The sequence below is a fragment of the Streptomyces sp. KLMMK genome, assembly GCF_036961605.1.
Taxonomy (GTDB): domain Bacteria; phylum Actinomycetota; class Actinomycetes; order Streptomycetales; family Streptomycetaceae; genus Streptomyces; species Streptomyces telluris.
Genome location: NZ_JBAMDC010000033.1, coordinates 18,052 through 39,981, shown reverse-complemented (window position 1 = coordinate 39,981; position 21,930 = coordinate 18,052). Strand labels below are relative to the sequence as shown.

At 66.0% G+C, this 21,930-nt stretch carries 24 protein-coding genes and 1 tRNA gene; 12 read left to right on the top strand and 13 right to left on the bottom strand.

From position 1 onward, the window contains the following. On the bottom strand, positions 1-461 hold a 461-nt coding region (locus tag V7793_RS09360), incomplete at its 3' end, for a GatB/YqeY domain-containing protein (protein ID WP_168090624.1). A gap of 259 nt (positions 462-720) precedes the next feature. On the opposite strand from V7793_RS09360, the gene V7793_RS09355 reads away from it, so the two are divergent. From V7793_RS09355 to V7793_RS09345, 3 genes are all read left to right on the top strand, one after another. Next, entirely contained in the window at positions 721-1,647 is a 927-nt protein-coding gene (locus tag V7793_RS09355; RefSeq protein WP_336004202.1) for a metallophosphoesterase, read from the top strand. A 133-nt stretch (positions 1,648-1,780) separates the two neighbouring features. Next, positions 1,781-1,854 (top strand) — tRNA-Pro (locus V7793_RS09350). Between the two features lie 503 nt (positions 1,855-2,357). Next, a complete protein-coding gene (locus V7793_RS09345; RefSeq protein WP_336004200.1) occupies positions 2,358-3,251 on the top strand; it encodes a hypothetical protein in 894 nt (297 codons plus the stop codon). Positions 3,252-3,590: 339 nt separating this feature from the next. Here V7793_RS09345 and V7793_RS09340 read toward each other — a convergent pair whose 3' ends face one another. The 9 genes from V7793_RS09340 to V7793_RS09300 form a co-directional block, all read right to left on the bottom strand. Then, positions 3,591-5,189 (bottom strand): LacI family DNA-binding transcriptional regulator, encoded by a 1,599-nt coding sequence (locus V7793_RS09340; RefSeq protein WP_336004217.1) that lies wholly within the window; start codon positions 5,187-5,189, stop codon positions 3,591-3,593. Positions 5,190-5,694: 505 nt separating this feature from the next. Next, entirely contained in the window at positions 5,695-6,063 is a 369-nt protein-coding gene (locus tag V7793_RS09335) for a hypothetical protein (RefSeq protein WP_336004197.1), read from the bottom strand. Further along, the gene (locus tag V7793_RS09330; protein ID WP_336004195.1) at positions 6,063-6,674 is read right to left on the bottom strand and encodes a hypothetical protein; all 612 of its coding nucleotides are present in this window, start codon (positions 6,672-6,674) and stop codon (positions 6,063-6,065) included. Before V7793_RS09330 ends, V7793_RS09335 begins: the two co-directional genes overlap by 1 nt. A gap of 92 nt (positions 6,675-6,766) precedes the next feature. Continuing rightward, positions 6,767-7,009, bottom strand: a complete 243-nt coding sequence (locus V7793_RS09325; RefSeq protein ID WP_336004193.1) for a hypothetical protein — start codon at positions 7,007-7,009, stop codon at positions 6,767-6,769. 17 nt (positions 7,010-7,026) lie between these two features. After that, entirely contained in the window at positions 7,027-7,221 is a 195-nt protein-coding gene (locus V7793_RS09320; protein ID WP_336004192.1) for a hypothetical protein, read from the bottom strand. A gap of 20 nt (positions 7,222-7,241) precedes the next feature. Further along, on the bottom strand, positions 7,242-7,484 hold the full coding sequence (locus V7793_RS09315; protein WP_336004189.1) for a hypothetical protein: 243 nt from the start codon (positions 7,482-7,484) through the stop codon (positions 7,242-7,244). A gap of 160 nt (positions 7,485-7,644) precedes the next feature. Beyond that, positions 7,645-9,768 (bottom strand): cell division protein FtsK, encoded by a 2,124-nt coding sequence (locus V7793_RS09310; protein WP_336004186.1) that lies wholly within the window; start codon positions 9,766-9,768, stop codon positions 7,645-7,647. A gap of 14 nt (positions 9,769-9,782) precedes the next feature. Continuing rightward, complete coding sequence (locus V7793_RS09305; RefSeq protein ID WP_336004181.1) at positions 9,783-10,100, bottom strand: hypothetical protein; 318 nt, start codon at positions 10,098-10,100, stop codon at positions 9,783-9,785. A gap of 87 nt (positions 10,101-10,187) precedes the next feature. Further along, positions 10,188-10,562: a hypothetical protein gene (locus V7793_RS09300; protein ID WP_336004179.1), complete on the bottom strand. Its 375-nt coding sequence runs from the start codon at positions 10,560-10,562 to the stop codon at positions 10,188-10,190. Between the two features lie 374 nt (positions 10,563-10,936). Between V7793_RS09300 and V7793_RS09295 the strand changes: the two genes are divergently transcribed. Continuing rightward, entirely contained in the window at positions 10,937-11,725 is a 789-nt protein-coding gene (locus V7793_RS09295; RefSeq protein WP_336004176.1) for a GntR family transcriptional regulator, read from the top strand. Continuing rightward, positions 11,722-12,489 carry a glycosyltransferase family 2 protein gene (locus tag V7793_RS09290; RefSeq protein ID WP_443057870.1) on the top strand — a complete coding sequence of 256 codons (768 nt, stop codon included), beginning with the start codon at positions 11,722-11,724 and terminating at the stop codon, positions 12,487-12,489. The genes V7793_RS09295 and V7793_RS09290 overlap by 4 nt, the downstream gene beginning before the upstream one ends. Here V7793_RS09290 and V7793_RS09285 read toward each other — a convergent pair. Beyond that, on the bottom strand, positions 12,479-13,243 hold the full coding sequence (locus V7793_RS09285) for a GntR family transcriptional regulator (protein WP_336004172.1): 765 nt from the start codon (positions 13,241-13,243) through the stop codon (positions 12,479-12,481). The genes V7793_RS09290 and V7793_RS09285 overlap by 11 nt on opposite strands. A 677-nt stretch (positions 13,244-13,920) precedes the next feature. Here V7793_RS09285 and V7793_RS09280 point away from each other — a divergent pair. The 3 genes from V7793_RS09280 to V7793_RS09270 are packed head-to-tail and all read left to right on the top strand — an operon-like array spanning position 13,921 to position 15,251. Then, positions 13,921-14,154, top strand: a complete 234-nt coding sequence (locus V7793_RS09280) for a hypothetical protein (RefSeq protein ID WP_336004170.1) — start codon at positions 13,921-13,923, stop codon at positions 14,152-14,154. A 6-nt stretch (positions 14,155-14,160) separates the two neighbouring features. Continuing rightward, positions 14,161-14,877, top strand: coding sequence for a GntR family transcriptional regulator (locus V7793_RS09275; RefSeq protein WP_336004168.1), 717 nt, complete (start codon positions 14,161-14,163; stop codon positions 14,875-14,877). After that, positions 14,874-15,251: a hypothetical protein gene (locus V7793_RS09270; RefSeq protein ID WP_336004165.1), complete on the top strand. Its 378-nt coding sequence runs from the start codon at positions 14,874-14,876 to the stop codon at positions 15,249-15,251. Before V7793_RS09275 ends, V7793_RS09270 begins: the two co-directional genes overlap by 4 nt. Positions 15,252-15,334: 83 nt before the next feature. On the opposite strand, the gene V7793_RS09265 is transcribed toward V7793_RS09270, so the two are convergent. Beyond that, complete coding sequence (locus tag V7793_RS09265; RefSeq protein WP_336004215.1) at positions 15,335-16,258, bottom strand: FkbM family methyltransferase; 924 nt, start codon at positions 16,256-16,258, stop codon at positions 15,335-15,337. A gap of 97 nt (positions 16,259-16,355) precedes the next feature. Next, entirely contained in the window at positions 16,356-17,591 is a 1,236-nt protein-coding gene (locus tag V7793_RS09260; RefSeq protein WP_336004163.1) for an amidohydrolase family protein, read from the bottom strand. A gap of 325 nt (positions 17,592-17,916) precedes the next feature. Between V7793_RS09260 and V7793_RS09255 the strand changes: the two genes are divergently transcribed. The 4 genes from V7793_RS09255 to V7793_RS09240 all read left to right on the top strand — a co-directional run bounded on the left by V7793_RS09255 (position 17,917) and on the right by V7793_RS09240 (position 21,738). Beyond that, positions 17,917-18,138, top strand: coding sequence for a hypothetical protein (locus V7793_RS09255; protein ID WP_336004160.1), 222 nt, complete (start codon positions 17,917-17,919; stop codon positions 18,136-18,138). A gap of 90 nt (positions 18,139-18,228) precedes the next feature. Further along, entirely contained in the window at positions 18,229-18,771 is a 543-nt protein-coding gene (locus tag V7793_RS09250) for a hypothetical protein (RefSeq protein ID WP_336004157.1), read from the top strand. A gap of 281 nt (positions 18,772-19,052) precedes the next feature. Next, positions 19,053-20,042 (top strand): alpha/beta hydrolase, encoded by a 990-nt coding sequence (locus tag V7793_RS09245; RefSeq protein ID WP_336004156.1) that lies wholly within the window; start codon positions 19,053-19,055, stop codon positions 20,040-20,042. Next, a complete protein-coding gene (locus V7793_RS09240; protein ID WP_336004155.1) occupies positions 20,032-21,738 on the top strand; it encodes an effector-associated constant component EACC1 in 1,707 nt (568 codons plus the stop codon). The genes V7793_RS09245 and V7793_RS09240 overlap by 11 nt, the downstream gene beginning before the upstream one ends. Positions 21,739-21,930: the final 192 nt, after the last annotated feature.

The window sequence follows — 21,930 nt, the reverse complement described above, 5'->3', positions numbered from 1 at the left end:
CCCGCGAGGAGTCGCTTGACCTCCGCGGCGACGCGGCTGCCCTCGGCGCGGCCGGCGACCTTGGGGTTCACGATCTTCATGATGGCGCCCATGGCCTTCGGCCCCTCGGCACCGCCGGCCTTGGCCTCGGCCACGGCCTCGGCGACGATCGCGGCGAGCTCCTCGTCCGACAGCTGCTTCGGCAGGTAAGCGGCGAGCACCTCGCCCTCCGCGCGCTCCCGCTCGGCCTGCTCGGGGCGGCCGCCCTTGTCGAACGCGTCCGCGGCCTCGCGGCGCTTCTTCGCCTCGCGGGTGATCACCTTCAGCACCTCGTCGTCGGAGAGCTCACGGGCGGACTTGCCCGCGGTCTCCTCGTAGGCGACGGCGGAGAGGGTGAGCCGGAGGGTGGAGGAGCGCAGCTCGTCACGCGCCTTGATGGCGGCGGTGAGGTCGTCGTGCAGCGTGGACTTGAGCGTGGTCATGCCGCAATCTTCGCATTCGGCGGCGGATGACGCCCCGCATTAACGCCGTGGGGCGGCGGGGCGGGAGGCAACTCCCGCGGGGCGCCCGCGACATCGGCTCGCGACACGACCCTGAATACGATCCCGGATACGGCCTTCGATACGGTCCGCAACCCCGGCCCGAGCCCGGCCCAGGCACCAGCCCGAGCCGTCCGGAGGCGTCCGGAGGCGTCCACAGCCCGTGACGGGGCGAGGCCGGCGGTCTGCGACCATGTACCCCATGCGCGCTCGATACGGAGTACCCCTGGGAATCGCGGCGGTCGGCGCAGCCGGCCTCGCCTACGCCGCCGGCTTCGAGGTCCGGTCCTTCCGGCTGCGGCGGGTGACGGTCCCCGTGCTGCCGGCCGGGATGCGGCCGCTGCGGGTGCTCCAGGTCTCCGACATCCACATGGTCTCCGGGCAACACAAGAAGCAGCGCTGGCTGCAGTCCCTCGCCGGCCTCCGCCCGGACTTCGTGATCAACACCGGCGACAACCTCTCCGACCCGGAGGGCGTGCCCGAGACGCTCGACGCCCTGGGCCCGCTGATGGAGTTCCCGGGCGCCTACGTCTTCGGCTCGAACGACTATTACGGCCCCAAGCTGCGCAACCCCGCCCGCTATCTGCTGGAGCGGATGAGCGGCAAGCACGGCCTGAACGGCAACGCCCCGGTGGTCGGCGCGATCCACAACCCCTGGGAGGAGCTGCGCGACGGCTTCGACTCGGCGGGCTGGGTCAACCTCACCAACACCCGCGGCGCCCTCAAGGTCGCCGGCTACGACATCGCCCTCACCGGCCTCGACGACCCGCACATCAAGCGCGACCGGTACGCGGAGGTGACCGGCGGCCCCCGCGAGGACGCCGACTTCTCCATGGCCGTCGTCCACGCCCCCTACCTGCGGGTGCTCGACGCCTTCACCGCCGACCGCTATCCGCTGATCCTCGCCGGGCACACGCACGGCGGCCAGTTGTGCATCCCCTTCTACGGGGCGCTGGTCACCAACTGCGACATCGACCCCGAGCGGGTCAAGGGCCTCTCCACCCACAAGGCCGGCGGCCACCGCTCCTACCTGCACGTTTCCGCAGGCTGCGGCACGAACCGCTACACCCCGGTCCGCTTCGCCTGCCCCCCCGAGGCCACCCTCCTCACCCTGACCCCGCGCGCCTGACACCCCCGGGCGGCCCTCTCCGGGCCGCCCACCTGCGGCTCCCCCGGAATCGGATTTCACCTCTGGGCTCCGGTCCGCTAAAGTAGAGCTCGTTGCTCCGGGGGCCTGCGAAAAGCAGGAACCGGCCGCACATCGGGGTGTAGCGCAGCTTGGCAGCGCGCTTCGTTCGGGACGAAGAGGTCGTGGGTTCAAATCCCGCCACCCCGACAGCTGAAATAGCACTTCAGCCCCGGTCTACTGATCCAGTAGACCGGGGCTGAAGTGTTTCTTGGCGTGCCCGTGGAGTGGATCTGGAGTGTCGCTGGAGTGGATCAAGGAAAGCGGAACCAGGCCCCACTCCCCCAGGGGCCAGAAACCCCGAGCCCGCAGCAGCTCGCCGAGAGCGGGCACCTGTGACCTAAGACACACGACACTCCGGGCGTCCAGGGATGCCTCCCACACCTCGGTCAGGCCCGCTACCAGTCGGCGGTGCAGGCCCAAGGCGATGTGCGCCCCCGGCGATCGGTACCAGCGCGCCTTGGCTGGCGGTGAGGTGAACCTTGCGCCGTTTCGGGTACGCCCTGTAGCTCCTAGGACTACTGTCCGCTGATGTCCGTGACTGAGAGGGCCTCCACAAGCCCCGGCTCGTCCTTCACCTCCTCACTCTCCAGGAGTCTGACGTGAGTGGCCACCCTTCGTTCCCCATTCCCAGGCCCATCCCAGGCGAAGTCATGTCCACTCCAGAGATCGACGAAGCCTTATCCGCCCTGGCGCACTGCTCGGCCGTCCTCCTTGAGGCGTCGCAAGCCACGCAGCAGCGCATGGATGAATTGAACGAGCTCAGTGAGATCGGCATCCAGCAGCGCGCCCAAGGCCAAGGATCGCGGTACGACGCGGAGGACACGCTTCTCTCCATCCGACTCAGGCTGGCCATCCAGAGCGCAAAGACGCACCGTGACGCCGCGCATGAATTCATCTGCTGGTGGGTGGACGCAGCCGTGACGGCATGGAAATCCGCGGCCCACGGGACACCCATGCCATACGCACGCCTGGGCGCTGCCGCACCGGACACCCTGATGCCCGAGGAGGACCTGACGGTCTTACCCGAAGTGGACGAGCACACCCGAAGCCTGGTGGAGCTGGGCTACTACCTGGGCGCACCCCAGCCGAGCGCAGTCCCCGACAACGACGATGACCTCGCCACCATGACCACTGACCTGGCAGCCCGTTCCGGTCTGTCCGTTCGGCGGAATGGGACAGGTGGTATCGAGGTGGTAGACGGCATCGATCCGGAGGCGCGCCGGCGTCGCCTCTGGGGAGACCACTGGCTTGAGCTCGGCATTCCGGCGATTCCCGGATCCGGCGAACTCGACGATCTCCTCGTCCGCGCCCCCAGCGAAACCGCGGACCGCCTGCTGAATGCCTCTCGCTCGGTCGTCACTGCTGCCATGACCAGACTGCGTCTATCGGAGCTGGAAGACACCGAGGCACCCTGGTCACCAGCAGAGGTGGACGAATACGAACAACTTTCCACTCAGCATGACCGTTTGACGCATCTCCTCGCTGACTACGCGCAAGCTGTCACCGAGAGCTTGCCCGATATCCGGGCCTCGTGGAGTGATTAGAGCGACCCTGGCAGCGCGCGCTGACGGCCGTCCCGCCAATCAGCACGCTGGTCGGCGTACCGGCGCTGCGCGTTGGTGACCCGCCGTCAAAGCGAGGAAGCGGTCGGACCGCCGATAGCGCCGGCCTCCGATCCGTGACATCACGGTCCAATCCTTGAACATGCGTTTTCGTGCCAGGGCGAGCGGGGACGATGAGGCGGGTTCAATTCCCGTCACTCCGACAGTTGAAAGAGCACTTCAGCCGCGGTTCACTGAGCCAGTGAACCGCGGCTGAAGTATCTCTGGGCGTGCACGTGGGGTAGACGCTGGATCAAGGAGGGCGAATCGGAACCCGCCCCTCTAGGGGCTAGGGACCCGACCTCGCAGCAGCTCATCGAGGACGATGACCCCTGATCTCGGGCACATGGCGCGCCGAGCGTCCAGGGACGCCTCCCACACCTCGGTCAGGCCCTCCATCAGCCGGCGGCGCATGCCGGAGGTGATGTGCGAGTAGCGGGCCTGGACCGAGCCGTCCAGATGGCCCAAGCGCTCGTCCATGAGCTTGGGCGGCGTCCCCATGTCCTCCATGATCGCCTTGTGGGTATGGCGCAGCCCGTGAGGAGTGAGCCCCTTCGCGATGGGCACCCAGCACGCCTCGGCTCGCTCGGAGGCGTTACGCCCGCGAGCAGGTACCCCCGGCCAGGGATCCGCGAGCAGAGGAACGGGACGTGCCTCCTGTGGGGCCTTCTTCGGGTACCAGCCGGTGGCAGCCGGCTGGAACAGCCAGGTCGCGAACCCGGACCGGCGCCAGTGTGCCGCGGGCTCTCCTGGGGCGGCGCCTCGGGCATAGCCGAGTTCCGCCATCGCGATTTCGACCTTGATCCGTGTCTCCTCCCGCACTGAGGCGGGCCGGTTCAGCACGTTGGAGGCCGTCCCGATGGAGACTCCGGCATGACGGGCGACGTCGACCAGCTTCACGGCCGGAGAGCGAGCGGCATCGTTGGCTTCACCGTAGCCACGGAAGACGTACCGACGTCCGTGACACGGGCAGGGCTTCGGATCCTCACGCGCAATCTGGCTAGTGATCAGGGCTGACAGCCAGTTCAGGCTGTCGATGGTCCGGTACGAGTCGTCCTTCGGCGGGCATCGATGGAGTTCGCCGTTATCCAGCTCGTACAGCTGCCACTCCACCCGGATGGACTCCGGACGGCAGAAGGCGGGCTCCAATCCCACCAGTTCGCCCCAGCGCACTCCGGTGTACCCCTTGGTGATGCCCCCGACGAACTCATCGTCGCGGCCGGACAGCAGGGCCATTCGTTCGGAGACGAGCAGAATGCCCAGTGCATCCGTCACCACCTTCTCCGGACCACGTCTCCGAGAGCGCCCGGCACGCTTCCCCCGGCCTCGTCGCCTGGCGGCCGGGTTCACGCCGAGGATCCCTTCTTCGACGGCGTCCTCAAAGATGACGTGAAGCGTGCCATGCCATGTCTGCACACTCGTGGCCTCGTACGACGCCCGCTCCTTCTTCTCCCACGCACCGACGTCGGAACGCGCGATGTCGACCAAGGCCCTGTCCCCGAATGCGGGAAGAAGGTGGTTCTCGACATGCCGCTTGTAGTTCTGCATGGTCGAAGCCGCGAGTTCAAGATCCGCGTACCACCGGTTCACGTACTCGCCGAAGGTCATCGGGAGCTGAAGGTCAGGTTGTGCAGGCGCCACGGACTGGGCGCCGTCGCCCTTCACGACCTCCCCCGAAGAAGGCGTGACCTTCTCGGGAGGCGGCGCGCTTTGAGCGCCGCCCCTGATCATGGCCTCTCGGTCGTTGGCAGCCTTCGCCGCCGCTCGCTTGCTGGCGAACCGCAACGTTCGCCCGTCAGCATCCACGAGGGTGCGCAGTACGCCAGGCGCTTCCCAATATCGGGCGCGGTAGTAGCCCTTGAGCTTTTCTCCGTATCCCACTGTTCTCACCGCCGCGATCACGCAGCAGCGTCGCTGCGTTGCGGTTGGCCTGCTCGGCGAGGCGGTCGGGGCCGTAGCTTGCTGGGCGCCGGTCCAACATGATCCAAGGGCACGGATCCAGCGGCGATCGCCGGTACGGGGATGGAGGAGCGGGAGGTGGGCGGCCGCTCCTCGAAGAGGCGGATGGTCTCGGCGACGTGCTCCGCCGTAAAGCGGTATGCCCCGCCGAGCCGAGTGAACGGGACACGGTGCTTCCGCGCCTGCTCCTTCACCCACCAGACCGAGCAGCCAATCGCTTCTGCGACCTCGGTGGGGGTGAAAATGCGGGGTAAGCCGTTGTCCGCGGTGTCGCGGCGGTCGTGGCCGGACACGCTTGCCCCGCCAACCCTTGGCTGCGGGCCGGTGTCGTTGTGGTGCATGCTGATGGCACCTCCTGAATCCTGAACGGGATGGGGAGGCCGGGGCAGCGGGACTCTTTGGCGGATGACCGCTGCCCCGGGCGAAATCAGAAGCGCTGGGTGCGGCTCCACTCGCGGTACTGGCGGCGGACGTACCTGCGGCAGTCCTCGGCGGTGACCACGTCGGAGCCCCTGAGGCTCAACCCGCTGTGCGTGACGTCGTACTCGACCAGCTGTCGTGCGGCGTTGGCTGCGGCGTCAGCCGCGGGAGCAGCAACTTCCGGCGCGTACGTTGCCGCTTCCTCGATCGCGATGCGGTCGAAGACAGCGGCTTTGCGCAGCCAGAACTCCCGGCCCTGCTCCGTGCCGAAGCGCCGGCGGCTCTGAGCCTGCCTGAGCACGTAGACGATCTCCGGGAGAAGGCGGGGAGCTCCTGCGTACGCGGCGGCGAGGGCCGTGGCGTGTGCTTCGTCCATCACTGCTCCGCCTCCGGCTCCTGGTCCGCCCGGGCGGTGAGGAGTACGTGGTGCAGGGCCATCTCGGCTTGCTCGCCGTAGGCGTACGCGCAGTCCGCCAGCCCGAGCAGGGCGCCTTCGCTGCGCCCCGTGAAGCGCGCCACCCGACGCGCACCGACGTGCGAGCGCAGTAGGGCCAAACGCCGTTGCCCGGGCCAGTGTCCGAGGTCGCCGCGGAAGTCCGGCAGGGGCTCGTCGGGGAGCTCGTAGTGGTCGGTCTGGTCGCGCTGGAGCTCGACGTACCGGGGGCGGTATCCCTTGATGACCGTCAGCAGGGCGCCTGCCGTTCCGTAGGCGTACGCGAGGGCGAGGTTCTCGTACAGGTCGGTGGTCACGTGCTGGTGGGCCCTGCTCAGGGCGCGGATCTGGCTCAGGACGACGTCACGAGGGCTGATCTTGTACTCCCCGCTGATGTTCACGTCACCGTTCACCGTCTGCAGACGTGCCGGCTCGACCTGCCACGCGGCAACCGCGGCGGCCTGGTGCGCGAGGCGGCCCTCCCGGGCCGCGGCGCCGAGGGCGAACACGCTCGCCGTTAAGTCGTCGAACCACGCGATCGTGGGGCTAGGCATGGGCTTCCTCCACTGTCGGAGTCCGGACCGGGCTGTCCGGCCCTCCGCACGCCTCCACGCTCCTCACGGAGCTGGAGCCGCACAGGGAGCCGTCAGACGATGGCCGACGCTGCCGAGCCGTCCTCGCGGCACTGGAATAAGAGCGTGCGGAGATCGCTGCCCACCACCGCCTTCAGGCGCTGCTCGATCGCCTGCCAGGAGACGGGGTCGATGGCCATCAGCGCGGCGATGGCCGCCGGTCCTTTGCCCTCCTCGATGGCCGTGAGTGCGTCGCGGAGTTCGCCCGAGGCCATCAGCGAGATGGGCTGCGGGGCGGAGCAGTTCTGTTCGGTCATGGGGTGATCCCTTCGGGTCATTTGCCGACGCTGGGAATCGCGTGGCCGATGGATGACATGACTTGGTCGATGGAGCCGGCGGCTCCGGTGCGGCTGAGGTAGTAGCCGAAGAGGACGGCGACCGTGGCACCGCCGATGCCGACGGACTTCGAGCGGATGAGCATGGCCAGCAGAAGACCGAACAGCACGAGCGCGGAGATGGAGAAGGACATCGTGAGGCTCCTCGGAGAAGTCAGCGTTGGGCCTTGCCGTTGCCATCGCGATGGAGCTCGACGATGGAGTTGTAGAGGCGCCGTCCGGCACGCAGACGCATGCCGTATCCCTCGCACCTGCGGCATGCGCGGCCCCGCTTGAGCCGACCGGTGCGGGTCCGCCGGATCATGGCGCCCCAGCCTTCGCACTTGCGGCAGGCGCCGAACGGGCTGGCGAGGCAGAGAAGTGCGTAGCAGAGCGTGATGAATATGAGGCCGGGCATAGCGTTGATCAGGGAACTCGTCAGAACCCCCTCCAGGTGGTTTTCGGGCGGCGCTCGGCGAGCGCCGCTAGACGCTAGAGCGCAGGTCAGTGGCACTTTCTGGCGCTAGTGGGGGTGCTAGACCTAGCAGGGGATCCGCTAGGTCTAGCGGTAGTGCCGGCTAGGCGGCGGAGGCCGTTCCGTCACGTTCAGCGATCGCTTTGAGGACGTCGGCTCGCTTGATCCCGCGGCGGCTGGAGCCCTTACCGTGCTCGGTGATCCCCCACACCTGGTCCGTGCGGACGCCGTAGGGCTTCAGCGCGGAAGTGAGCTGCTCCCCCGCCCACGCCCCGTACACATCCGGCCGGAGTTCCGCGAGCCGGGAGACGATCACTTCGTTCCACAGCTTCGGCTTATCGGCGGAAAGGACAGCAAGAACGTCCGCGAGCAGGTCGTACGAAGAGGTGGTGCCAGCCTCCGGCTGCTCGCCGAGCGCATGCCCGGCGAGTGTGCCGAGGCGCTCGCGCGTCTTCCGCGCCCGCTGGGCGATGCGTTCGGCCGCCACGGCATCGATCTCGACCGCGCGGACGATCCGGGCGTCCGCGCCTTCGCCGAGGAAGTAGCAGATGCCCTTGTCCGTCCAAGCGAGCATCGTTGCGCGGACGCCCCGCTTGTACGCCCCGGTGCCGAGGACCATGTCGTTTTCGACGTGGCTCATGACCTTCAGGCACCAGCGGGCCGAAGCGTTCGCCGAGATCCCCTTCGGCAGGCTGTCGTCGTCCGGCCGCTGCGTGGCCAACAGCAGCACCATTCCCGTTGCCGGACCGCGCTTGACGATGTCAGTGCAGATTTCCTCAAGCTCCCCGCCGTACTTCGGGTGCTCGAACCATTTCTGGCACTCGTCCACCCCGACAACGATCGGGTGCAAACGCAGGGACCTCTTCGAGGCCAGTTCGGAGGTCACCTTCGACTCGGGGCAGATATCCCGGGGCAACGTACGGATGACCTTGGTCCGACGCCTCAGCTCCGCCTGCAGCTCGCGCATGGCGGTCAGGGCGTAGAGGAGATCCTCCTCGTCATCGCCCGCCCGGTGCCGGAAGCTGACGGCATTGCCGACAGGATCCAGATCACCCGTGCCCTTCAGGTCGTAACTGTGCACCTCGGCCCGTGGGTCGAGCGCCGCGATGAGCAACAGAAGACGCAGGAGGAAGGTCTTCCCCATCCTCGGAATGGCACCGATCACGCCCGCGAGGTACATGGGGGTGATCTCCACCCACCGCCCCCGCTGGTCGGTCCCCCACGTCACCGGCTTGAAGAGATCCACGGCGCCGGACTTGGCGAGAGGCCATGCCGGCTGCTTCGCCCTGGACATGTCCTGGTCGCCGACCCACAGCTTCAGCCGGCCGGTGTGCTCATCCTGAACAGCCTCGGGCCATACGGTCCCCAACGGCCGGCGGAGGCCAGAGGCCAGTCTGTCTCGCCGGTTGATCACGTCAGGCGCCGTCACGCCGTGCGGAAGGTCGCCCTCGGCCAGCCAACCGGGGCCGTCGCGAGTGATAGGGGCGGTGAAGGCGAACCCGTCTCCACCCTTCGACTGCGCCTGAGTGATCGCCGAGATGCCGATGGAGCCAAGGGCCCGAAGCACGATGTCACTGGTGAGCTTGGTGACCTTCGGGATCTCCACCGCCCTGTGGATGACCGGGGCGTCGGCCGGCTGACCAAGCCAGCCCATAGCCATCGTCGCGGCGAACCCCGAGAGAGCCAGCAGCCACTCCGGCGCCATGACGAACAGCGCCAGCGCCATTGTGAGACCGGCTATGGAGGCCACGACGGCAACCGCCGCCCGCCACCGCACGCGACGATCCCTCTGCCGCGAGAGCTGCAGGTATTTGCCGATGTCCTCGTGAGCCGCCGCCGACTGCCGGAACGGCTCCCCCTCGGCATCCGACAGCCACCTCAGCGCGCCACCGACGAACCGGGCGGCACCGTGGGGCGCCTGTACCGCGAGGCGGACCGTGTACCAGGGGGTACGTACCGCGTGATACGCGGAGACGTGCCAGGCGTACGCAGCGACGCCCTTGCTCACCGCGGCGAACTCCTGCCGCGACTTCGCCCACGCCGGTACGACTGGACGGCGCTTCGCGTCGCGCACCCGGTCGGTCAGGCCGGGGTCGGAGGGCCCGCCGGGACGATCGACAACCATGGTCTCGTTGAAGCCGACGGCGGACGCGGCGAGGCTTTCGTCAGCCGGTTGGGCTGGTGGGCCCTGATCCGGCCCCCGTTCGCCCGTCAGCTGGTTGGTCACGGATGGGGGTGCTGTCACGCCGCCCTCCCAGCCTGCGACTCCCGCCGCGCACTCGCCGCGCTCTTCATCGCCGCGACGCTGCTCAGCTTCGCCGCGTACCGCGCGTTCAGGCGTGCGAGCTCATCGATGTCACTCTGCTCCTGGAGTTCCTCCAGGACGTCGCGGGCGGCGGATACGCGTGCCGCGCGCTCCTCGGCCGGCTCTCCGGGGCGGCCGAGGAACAGTTCCTTGAAGTCCTCGGTCTCCAGCCCTTGGAGCCCCTCGAACTCGTAGGTACTGTCCTCGAACTCCGCCACATCGCCAGCAGGCCGGTGGACGACGTACGTACGCATGATCTCTCCGGGTCCGGGACGGGATGGGGAGAGTCAGCGGCAGCAGGACCGTCTACCCGTGCGTCCGCTGCCCTGACCGGAGCGCGATCAGACGCGGAAGCGCCGCGGGCCCGTGAGACGGAGCAGGCACAGGTACGGGATCACGACGGCCGTGCAGCCGCCGAGGCCCGCCAGCAGGATCAGCAACCAGTCGGCACCGAGTTCCCCCGCCGAGCGGGAGCTGACGAGGCCGGCGAAGAGCGCAACGACGAGGACGACCAGGGCCAGGACGCTACGAGCGGGTGTGGAGGGTGCGGAGCAGCGGGCGACGACGGATAAGGCACTCGGTTCGAGGAGGCAAAAGCCCCCGCCGGGCATCCGCACCACGACGAGCCTGCCGTCGGTGTGCTCATTGATCCCGGCCACGGTGCCGAGAGCCACGTCGTGACGACCTCGAACGACGTCGCCGATAGCCAGCTTCATTGATCCCCCTTCGGGAGTAGAGGCAGGGGACCGGTGACAGGCACGAGCTTGTGCGCCTGCTCTCGGCGCAGATCGCCGAGGGACCGGTCATTCGGAACGAGCGGTCATCACCTCCGACGCGGCCAACGGTCAACGGCTCGTAGCGGCGTCGGAGATCAAAAACACTCGTTCGTCCAGGCACTCTGTGCAGTTCTCAAGGGGCTGGCGCGTCCTTCGAGCCGGGGCTCTCAGGGCGATGAACTCCTAAAGAGGTCTTCTCCTCAAGTCCTCTTTAGGAGTTGCCCGAGACTATGACGCAGCTCTCATCAAGTCGTCAAGACCTCTTTAGGAGTCGTATGCTGAGCGCCGTCAGCGCAACAGGACGGTGAGCACCGATGGCCAAGGCGTACGAACGGATCGCGGACGGCATCCGAGAGTCCATCCGTGCAGGTCAACTGGCTCCCGGCGAGCGTCTGCCCGCGGAGACGGCACTCGCGGCGGAGTACGGGCGAAGTGTCCCGACCATCCGTGAAGCACTCCGCCTTCTGCGCGATGAAGGCTTGATCGAAAAGCAGCACGGGCGCGGCAACTTCGTCCGTCAGCCCCGCACGGCGGTGCTGCGCACGAACTCCCGGCACCAGTGGGAGAAGGGGCGCGCCCGCGAGCCGGAGTCCCTCAGGGTGAAGACCGGGGCCACTGAGCACGACACCGGGCTTCAGGTGAACGACCTCGTCTTCCACGCGTCCTACCGCGAGATCAAAGCCGGCAAGAGCCTCGCGGACGCCTTCGACATCTCGGAAGGCGACGTCCTCGTAGAGCGCACGTACCGCACGCGGTACGCCGCCGAGCGTGCCCCGTTCGCGCTGGTCACGTCCTACCTCGTCCGCGACCTCGTCGCGGAGAACCCGGACCTCCTGGACGCGTCCAAGGAGCCGTGGCCGGGCGGCACGCAGAACCAGCTGTTCACCGTCGGCATCGAGCTGGACCGCATCGAAGAGCACGTGACGGCCCGCCCGCCGACGCCGGAAGAGGCCGAGGAGCTGGAGCTCCCCCCGGGCACCGCCGTGCTTCTGCTCCGGAAGACCTCGTACGACACCAACAACCGCGTTGTGGAGCTCTCCGACATCACACTGCCCGGTGATCGCACGGAGATGCTCTTCACCACTCCCCTGGAAAGGTGGTGAGTGCCGTGCGTCGGCGCATCATCATCGTCACCGCTGTGCACGGACCGTCCGCTCACCACCTGAACGATGCCTACAAGTCGCTGTGCGACCAGGAGCTTCCCGAGGGCTGGGAGTGGCACTGGGTCATCCAGGAGGACGGGAAGACCGACGACGTCACCCTCTTCGTCCCGGACGATGAGCAGGTGACCTTCCGGCAGGGCCGCAGCGGCGGCCCCGGGGTCGCCCGGACCATGGCCCTGGCCCACGCGGACGGCGACTACGTCAAGATCCTGGATGCCGACGACCAGCTGCCCCCGGGCGCCCTGGCGCGCGACATCGCCGTCCTCGAACGCGACCCCAGCATCGGCTGGACGACGTCGCGCGTCCTGGACTTGATGCCCGACGGGTCGACGGTCGGCTTCGACCAGGACCCGGAAGACGGGCCGATCGAACCGGGCTCTGTTCTCGCGCACTGGCAGGAGCACAACTACCGGGCCCAGGTGCACCCGGCGACGCTCTGCGTCCGCCGTGACCTGCTCCTCGCCCTGGGCGGCTGGATGGCGCTCCCTGCCTCGGAGGACACCGGGCTTCTGCTCGCCCTGGACGCGGTGAGCCGCGGCTGGTTCACCCGCGAGGTGGGACTCCTCTACCGCAAGTGGCCCGGACAGGCCACGGGTCAGGCCGCCCACACCGATACGGCGGAGCGCGATGCGCGCATGGCCGTCGTCCAGGCTCGCGCGCAGGCGCTCGCGTACAACCGCTGGCACTACCCGGTCACGGTCTGACCGACACCTCGTAGACGACCACCCCGGAAGCGGCGGGCAGCACGATGTCCGCCGTTTCGACCGGCCGACCGTCGTCGCTGTAGTAGGTCCGCTGGATGCGAGTGACCAGCGCGCTCCTCTGCACGCCGAGGAGGGTTGCCTCCTCGGCGCTCGCCCGCCCGGGTTCCACCTGCTCCACCGCTCGGACGACCGTGATGCCGATGTCAGCCATGCGGCCTACCACGCCTCGGCCCGCGTACGGTCCGCCCTCCGGCAGGACGACCAGCGTCCCCACGGTGAGGCTGTACGGCTCCCAACTCGTCACAAGCTGGACCGGCTTGCTGGCGATCAGGCACTCGTAGCGGGTCTGGACACATAGGTCACCCTTGGCGATCTGCAGGCGGGCTGCGATGTCGGCCGCGGCGGGAACCTTCGCCACCGTGCTGCTCTCCCAGCTCCCTTCCGGACCGATCGCAGCTGGATCCGCACCGAACGGCGACCACTTGGAGCTGATCTGCTCCCCACCTGAGGCACGCAGCATCTGTGTGCGCTCGCGCGGCTCAGCGACGTACGTACCCGACCCGGCCCGCCCCTCCAACACGCCCTGCGAAATCAGGAGTTCTTGGGCGCGGCGGATGACGTTCTCACCCACACCACCACATTCCGCCGCAAGCTGGGCGCGGGAGGGCAGCCGGTCCCCGGGAGACCATTCCCGGTCCGCGATTCGCCGTTTGAGCAGGTCAGCGACACGGAGATAGGGCGGCTGCTCACGCATATGGAAAACCTAGCCCAGAAGCCACTACGCTAGTGAACTAGCTTCACTCGCTGTGATCTCGTGGCGACGGAGGAACGTCTGTGTGCGCTCGCAGAACCCGCGCCGAGCACATGGCCGAACGCCTCTCCACCGCGGGTTTCACGCCCCGCGTGAAGCACCGGAACGACCATGTCCGCGTCGAGACGGAGGTCCCGTCACCGGTCTCGGCCGAGGCATGGCAAGAGCTCTTAGAGGTGCTGACGACGGCCGACTCGTTCGGGCTCGTCAACAGCGCGAGCGGCTGCACCGCTTGGGCCGCTGTCGCAAGAGAAACCCCCGCGACAGGCGAATCTGTCCGGGGGCACGGCTTTCAGCTGTAAGGAGCTGATCAGCGTGCAGGAGCTTATCCGCCGAGCCGCCGCGTGGGCTAGGCGACATTTTGTTCAACCTGTGGGCGGTTTCCGTGAGCCCGCGCCGACGGAGTACCCCACCGCCGACGCCGCGATGGCGCCGCCCTCTCACCCTCGGCCGGCCGGACACCGAACGTCGCGGTGCGCGAACCGGATCCAGGCCGAAGAGGCGGCGGCCCTCGTCCGCCTGTACGTGCTGGCCGGCGACGAACGCGCCCAACTGCGGCTGAGGGCGCGCTGGCAGCCACACGGCATCAGTCAGCGCTGGACTTCGGTGGAGGTGCACTGATGCACGAGGATCTCGTGACCTCCAACAAGACACACTGGTACGTCGCCGTGCAGGTCACCGGAGAGACAGTCCGGCGGGGGGACATCATCGACCTCGGCGGCCGGGGCTTCGGGGTCGTCGACACGCTTGACGCACCCGACAACGTCCGGTGGCTGCGATCCCGCACGGGGGAAACGATGGCCGTGCACGCGACAACCCGACTGTCCGCTGTGCGGGCCGTCAAGAGGCGGTGAGCGCGCATGGTGGCTCACTACCAATCCGTCGCGGATGACCTGCGGCGGCGCATCGAGTCCGGGGAGTTCCGAGTCGGCGATCGGCTGCCGGCGGAAACGCAGCTCGCCACGCGGTACAGGGTCAGCGTGCCCACGCTGCGGCTCTCGCTGGAGCTCCTCCAGGCGGAAGGCAGGGTCGAGAAGCAGCAAGGCCGGGGGAACTTCGTCCGGCACCCCCGCGCGCGCACCGTCTACGACAGCGAGCGGCAGGCGACGCAATCCCCACCCCTGCAGGTCAGCGTCGAAGTCGACACGGTGAACGCGACGAGTACCCTCTCCGCACTCCTGCAGGTCCGCCGCGGTGCGCTGCTGACGGAGTTCGACTTCATCAGCGTCGTGGGGACTTCGGTGCAGGGCATGGCTCGCATTTACGTCCCTCAAACCGTGGCGAGGCTCGGGCCCCCTGAGGGGGAGCTGTCGCCGTGGGGTGACAACGTCCGGGAGTCGCTCACCGCGGCCGGCGTGAATGTGGTGTCCACGGTCGAGCGCGTCACGTCACGGCTGCCGAGCGTCGAGGAAAAGGAGGTCTTCCGCAGCGCGACGCCCGTACTGGCCGTGGAACGGACCTCGACCGACGACAGCGGGCGGGTCGTGGAGGTAGCGCTCCTGGTTCTTCCCGGAGACCGCACCGAAGCCGTGTTCACCGCGCGCACCCACGTCGAGGTACTGGAGGAGGTCCGATGACACCCCACCTGAGCGGCCGAGCTGTCCAGCCGGAGTCAGGCAGCAACGAACACGACCTCCGCCTCCTGCCGTGGATCTCCCCGGACGACAAGCCGTGCTTCCTGAGCACATCCGACGGTCAAGGAGTGCTGTCTCGATACGCCGATGGCGTGGAAGCAGCGCAGCTGGCCATCGGCGCAGAAGCGCTGACCGATGCCGCGGATCTGCTCACGGACCCCGCGGCGTGCCGGCACCACCTTCGACTCGCCCTTCAGCGGACGGCTCGATCACTGAGCGACGCGCTGCGGATCGCGAAAAGCCGTGGCGCTCGCCTGTACGCGCCAGCCCCTGAGGAAGAGCGGCCAGAAGAAGCCACACACCACCCCCAGGAATGACGCTCACACCGGCCGACCTCCAACGCCCAGGAAGGTAGGCCCATATCCACGGTCCGGCCCTGAGGGGCCGGACCGTTCGTGTCTCAAGGAAGGGTCTCAGCATCCACCCGGGAGAAGATGAGGTCGCTCTCCCCCACGACGGGCCCGCGCCAGCGCACAGGGGCTAAGGGAGCACGACGCAGGGCTGCCGGGTAGCTCGCCGCGGAGTAGTCATTGGCTATCCGATACGCGTGAAAGCCGTACTCCCGCATCGTGGCGAGCAGCTCGTCGGCGGAGTCCCCCAGCTGCGCCATGCGCTCGGGGGACACCTCGATCGTGATCTCAGCGTCGGACCGGAGCCGATCGAGCAGGGGAACCATCCCCCGAACGACACTGCCTTCGGCCCCCTCGACATCAACCTTGATCACCCGCGCCGTGGCCACCTCCGCCGCGGTGAGCACCTCCGGCAGTGGCCTCGCTTGGATCGCAAAACTAGCTTCCGCAGGCCCGTTGTACGGGACGATGCTGTTCGCCCCAATGTTGCGGGAACTGGCGAGAGTGAAGGTCAGCACCCCGTGGGAGTCCGAAACCGCAGTATTCACTGCACGAATATTCCGGCAGCCATTGAGCCGAGCCTGCGCCAAGCCCCTTTCGTGAACCGTCGGAGACGCCTCGACGGCCACCACGTGCCCCTCCTCGCCAACCAGCCGCGAGGCAAGGACGCTGAAGTACCCGAGGTTGGAGCCGACATCGATAAAGCCGTCACCGGGCCGGAGCCGTCGGCTCAGCCAGCGAGTCAGGTGCGGTTCCCAGACCCCGAACATGTAGATGTACCGCTGGATGAGGTCCTGGGTCTCGACAGCGAAGCTGGCTCCTAATCGGGACCGGGTGACCCGACGGCGAGGATGATCCCGCAGGTAGGGGTTCAGGCACTGCGCAGCAAGCGGAGCCTTACCGAGGGAGCCGGGAGCATGACGCATGTACCAGCGGCCCAAGGAGACCAGGGACTCTGCAGTATGGAGCTTCATCACCGACGCCTGCCCCTTCGCGGAGCTCCCCCGCGGCCCGGACGCTCACGCAGGAGCAGCCCCAGCCTTCCACGCAGGTCGAGACTCCCGCATCAGGTCATGGGGTGATGTTCCGGCCGTCATCGAAGGGCAGCCCCAGCATCCGAATCGCGTTGCCCCGCAAGATCTTGTACGCCACGTCCTCAGGCAGGCCGGCCACGTGTTCGGCCGCGACCTGCTTGGTGTGCGGCCAGGTCGAGTCGACGTGCGGATAGTCGGTCTCGAATGTGGCGTTGTCGACCCCCACGGCCTCGATCGAGTCGATCCCGTGCTTGTCGCGGAAGAAGCAGCAGAAGACCTGCCGGTAGTAGTAGGTCGAGGGGGGCTCAGGGATCAGGTCACGAACGCCGCCCCAGGCGCGGTGCTCCCGCCAGACGTCGTCGGCCCGCTCCAGGGCGTACGGGATCCAGCCCATCTGTCCTTCGCTGTAGGCCAAGGTCAGTCGGGGGAAACGGACGAGGACACCGCTGAAGAGGAAGTCCGCCAGGGACGACATCGCGTTGTTGAAGCTCAGCGTCGCCTGCACCGCCGGCGGCGCGTCGGGCGAGGCCGCCGGCATCTGTGACGACGACCCGATGTGCATGTTGACCACCGTTCCGGTCTCCTCGCAGGCAGCGAAGAACGGATCCCAGTAGCCGGAGTGGATGGACGGCAGTCCGAGGTACGTCGGGATCTCGCTGAAGGTCACCGCACGCACGCCGCGGGCAGCATTGCGTTTGATCTCGGCGACGGCGAGATCAACGTCCCACAGCGGGATCAGGCACAGCGGGATGAGCCGCCCGCCGCTATCCCCGCACCACTCCTCAACCATCCAGTCGTTGTAGGCCCGCACGCAGGCGAGAGCGACCTCCTTGTCCTGAGCCTCGGCGAAGGTCTGCCCGCAGAAGCGGGGGAAGGTCGGGAAGCAGAGGGACGCCTCGACATGGTTAAGGTCCATGTCCTCAAGCCGGGCCTTCGGATCCCAGCACCCGCGCCGCATCTGCTCTCGCGTGATGCCATCAAGGGTCATCTCGTCCCGCGAGAAACCCACGGCGGCGATGATCCGCTTGTACGGGAAGAGAAGCCCCTCGTACTCCCACCAGTCCGTGACCTGGCCCGCCGGATCAGTAGTGAAGCGGTACTTGCCACCGATGTACTGCAGGTCACCAATGCCGGCAGTGAGGGGCTTCGGCCCTCGATCCTGGTACTTCCGGGGCAGCCACGCTTTAAAGAGGTGTGACGGCTCGATCACGTGATCGTCCACGCTCACAACCTTGGGGAGCACCCGCGCCCTGGTGCTTCCGTCGCCAACCATCGCGCACCCCTTCTCGATCGCCCAGTCAAGACAACAACTGATGCATCGTCAGATTCAACGTAGAGAGGGGTTCCTTCGTCGGCAATAGCCCGAGGGGCGTCGCGAGTGCCAGCCAGCTGTCGCCAGTTGGGCTCGCTACCAAGCACACCATTCCAGCCAGCGCCAGAGCGACGAGAACGAGATCGCTGGGTTGGCCGAAGAGTGCCTAGACATGCACAGCCGTTTGAGAAGCCGACAGTCTGATCAGGCCACACCCACGGAGGGTGGGCACAGAGCAGAAGAGGGCCCTCTAGCCTCTTTGGTCCGCGATCTCTGAGGGAGCAAGATGCTCGGTACGGACCAGAGGCTGGCGATGACCATCGGCGGGTTGCTGCTGGTCGGCGGCGTGCTGATCAGCCAAGCCCTCATCGGCACTTGGGTCACCTTCTCGATCGGAGCGGCCACTGCCGTGGGCGCACACCTGACGCCTTGGGCCTTCCGCGAGCTGACCATACGGCGGTTCGTGCGTCGGCTGAGGCGATGGCCCGCGCCGCACCGCCGATCATGAAGACGATGGCCAAAAGAAGCCAGGCCGCCGACCAGGGCGCACCCCTAAGATCCTCTAGATATCTTTAGGAGTTCACGACTGGGGGACCAGGTGGGGGCCGCCGAGCAGCTCGTAACGGTCGTTGCAGTGATACTCGGCGGGTTGACCACGCACCTGACCAACGCCCTGACGGAGCGTCGCCGCAAGCGGCACGAGCTCTCAACCCGGTGGGACGACAAGAAGCTCGACGCCTACGCAAGCTACGTCGAACGGATCAGGACGAGCATCTTCCTCGCCGTCGAGCTCTACGAACTCAGGGAGGGGCTCCGCGAGCGCAACCGGGATGAGTCGGAGATCAAGGCCGACATGTCGGAGGCAGGACACCTCCGCGGTCGGGCCTTCGAACGAATCATGCTGCTGGGCGGCGACGACGTAGTCGAGGCCGCCCACGACCTCAACGCGACAGCTCTCCAAGTTGACTGGCAGGCAGCCGGCAGGATCACAGGGAGCTTAGAGCACTGGCGTGAGCGGAATCGTGCGGCATTCCGCGCGATCAACGCCTTCCACGACACTGCTCGGTCGGACCTTGGAGTGAGCGGCAGCGTCACAGGCGGGCGGCACCCAGAGCGGGACCTCCTACTTCCCCCACGCTAACCACATCCCCCTAGGCCAGGACAAACTGCCGATACGCAACCGAGCGCATCCCATGCACCGAATGTTCATTGCACTGGCGGACTAAGCGAGCCCTGCTTTGTGGCGCCGAGGCCATCACCTTCGAACTTAATATCTAAATTCGATTAAACAGAACACAGGGGTTGCCGTATTCGAATGCATGTCCAAGTGGCGCCACTGGGAGGTGATTCTGGCGACATTCATGTAATCTATACGGCAAGTCGATCCTTGCCGACCGTACAGGTGGAAGCGGAGCCGCGTACATGAAGGATGTCGCCGCGGTCTTCGTGCACGGCCTCTTTTCTACAAGCGATACATGGAAGTGCATCGACAACCTGATCGGTTCCGACCCAGAGCTTTCTGCACTAACTCTTCTCAAATTTGACTACGCATCGCCGAAGTATATCTTCAACCCGCTGCGCAGGGTGCCGGACTTCGATGTCCTTGCAGATAGCCTTCAAACCTTTCTTGAGGTGGAAGCGAAAAACTACAGCAAACTAGCTATCATCTCTCACAGTCAAGGCGGCCTAATTGTTCAACGCTTCCTTGCACGCATGGTAAGCAACGCTCGCGGCGAGGATCTTGCAAGAATCAAGCGTGTCATCATGTTCGCCTGCCCGAATTCAGGCTCCGAAATATTCCTCCTCGCAAGGAAAAGCCTCAAGATTTGGCGGCATCCACAAGAGCGTGAACTGCGACCAATCAACGAGCCTGTAACTAATGCGCACAAGGCGGTGATCAATCGAATCATTCATGCACAAACCGTGGCCTCTGACCGCTGCCCAATCACCATTCGTGCTTATGCGGGAGATCTCGACAAGATCGTCACTCCTACCTCGGCCCGTAGTGTCTTTCCCGACACGGGAGTGATCCCCGGGGATCATTTTTCGATCATCCGACCTGATTCGCATTCACACAGGACTTACACGACGCTCAAAGATAACCTGATCGCCGCCCTTGTATTGGATTCAGACTCCTTGCCGGCGTCAGCAACCCTCCCCTCCTCCGGACAATCCGGCGCTCCAGTTCCCTTACGGGCAGTGCAGGGAGAGCAATCCCCGACCCCCACGTCCTCGGAAGAGCTAGGAAGTCATCATCAGCCTGCCAGCGAACCGACACAAAGCGGGGAAGAATTGCCCGTCATCGTGCGATGGAACCCGCGAACACGAACCGTAGACTTCATCGTGACCCCAGAAACGGCACTTATTTGGGTCAAGGATCTCGGGCAGGAGGGCAACCAAGGTGAGCGGTAGGGAAAGCCGCGCCGAGCGCCCTGAGGATGCAATTAAGGCTCTTTGGGACCGTTTTGAAAGTACGGGCGACAGCCACGTTCTGGAACATCTCATTTCACTGCTCCAGGAAGCAGTTTCAGCATCAGACGATGCGGACGCCACCGATAGGTTTGCAACCCTGTCTAACCTCAGCGTGGCATTGCTGCGCCGAGCAGACCTCACGGAACTAATCGAAGACCTAGACGAAGCAATCACGCTGCACCGTGAGGCTTTAGCTTCTGCGCCTGCCCACCATCCTGGGCGGCTGGCTGTTCTATCAAATCTTGGCGTGGCACTGCTACGCCGCGTCGATCGCACAGAACAAATCGAAGATCTAAACGAAGCGATCAGGCTCCAACGTGAAGCCCTTACTGCGTCCACGAGTGAAGTTGATGTGGACGACCGCATGGCTGCCATGTCGAACCTTGGTGCGACACTACTGCGTCGTGCAGTACATACAGGGAACATCGAAGACCTCGACGAGGCAATTTCACTGCAACGCGAAGCTCTCGCCTCAACCCCAACCAATCATCCCAAACGCATCGCCGCCCTGTCTAACCTTGGTGAGGCTCTCCGCATTCGCTTTGAGCAGGCCAGCGATTCACGGGCCATTCTGAACATTGAGCAGCTAAGTGCCTTCGCCTCCGAGTCCATCCAAGTGCACGAACAGTTGGCGTTGGCGCGTGAGCGAGTCCTCGGCGAGAATCACCCAAGCACTTTGGCGTCACTAAACAACTTGGCTGCCCTGCTGCAAGATCAAGGAGAACTCAAAAAAGCTCGGGCCCTCCACGAACGGGTCTGGTCCTTCTATCGAAGGACCCGCGGTGAGGACCATCCAAGGACATTGACATCGCTAAACAATCTGGCTGCCGTGCTGCAAGACCAAGGAGAACTGGAAACTGCCCGAACATTTCACGCACACATCCTTTACGCACGCGAGCGCACCCTTGGACCGGATCACCCGAGCACCCTGGCATCATTGAACAACTTGGCTGCCGTGCTGCAAGACCAAGGTGAACTCAAAAAAGCCCAAGCCCTCCACGAACGCGCCCTCCTCACCCGAGAACGCATCCTTGGACCGGATCACCCGAGCACCCTGGCATCATTGAACAACTTGGCTGCCGTGCTGCAAGACCAAGGTGAACTCAAAAAAGCCCAAGCCCTTCACGAACGCGCCCTCGTCACCCGAGAACGCATCCTTGGACCGGATCACCCGAGCACCCTGGCATCAAGGAGCAGCCTAGCCGCCGTGCTGACGTCTCAAGGGCGTGGAGATTTGGCGGAGCTCCTCTACCCTAGCGGTCTGCGACTGGAGGAAATCAGAGTCACGGTAGTAGGTGATTACAGTCGCCCGAGGGATCTCGTCTCACTGAATCGCTGGCTGCACTCCGACCCCCAGCTTGTCGAGACCGTGAAGATCAGCGTTCCTCAGCCAGAACCAGAATCAATGGGGGCAGTCGCAAATTCACTTCTTGTCCGCTTTCCACCTTCTCACATCGACTCTTTCTCAAGCTCAATTATTGCGTGGCTAAGGAGGCAGGGCGATAAGGATATCCGCTTGCTTTTGACCGCCCTGAGTGGAGTGACTCTAGAAGTCCCTAGTCGAGTTACCAGGCTGCCTGAAGAGGCAGTCACAGAATTCTCGGCAGCCCTCTCTGATGCCTTGCGCAACCGCTAACGCCAGGTGTGCCTAGGACATGCCGAGGCGGAGGCTTCAAGGACACGCTCACCATCCGTTGAGGATCTCCCAACGGTTCCTCGTCGAGCCCAGGGCGTCAGTGACTGAGCGGAATGGAGCGAACGAGGAGTGGATCAAAGCCCGACCCCGTCACGACCACCGCCAGCCCCGCCAAACCAACACCCCGAGCTG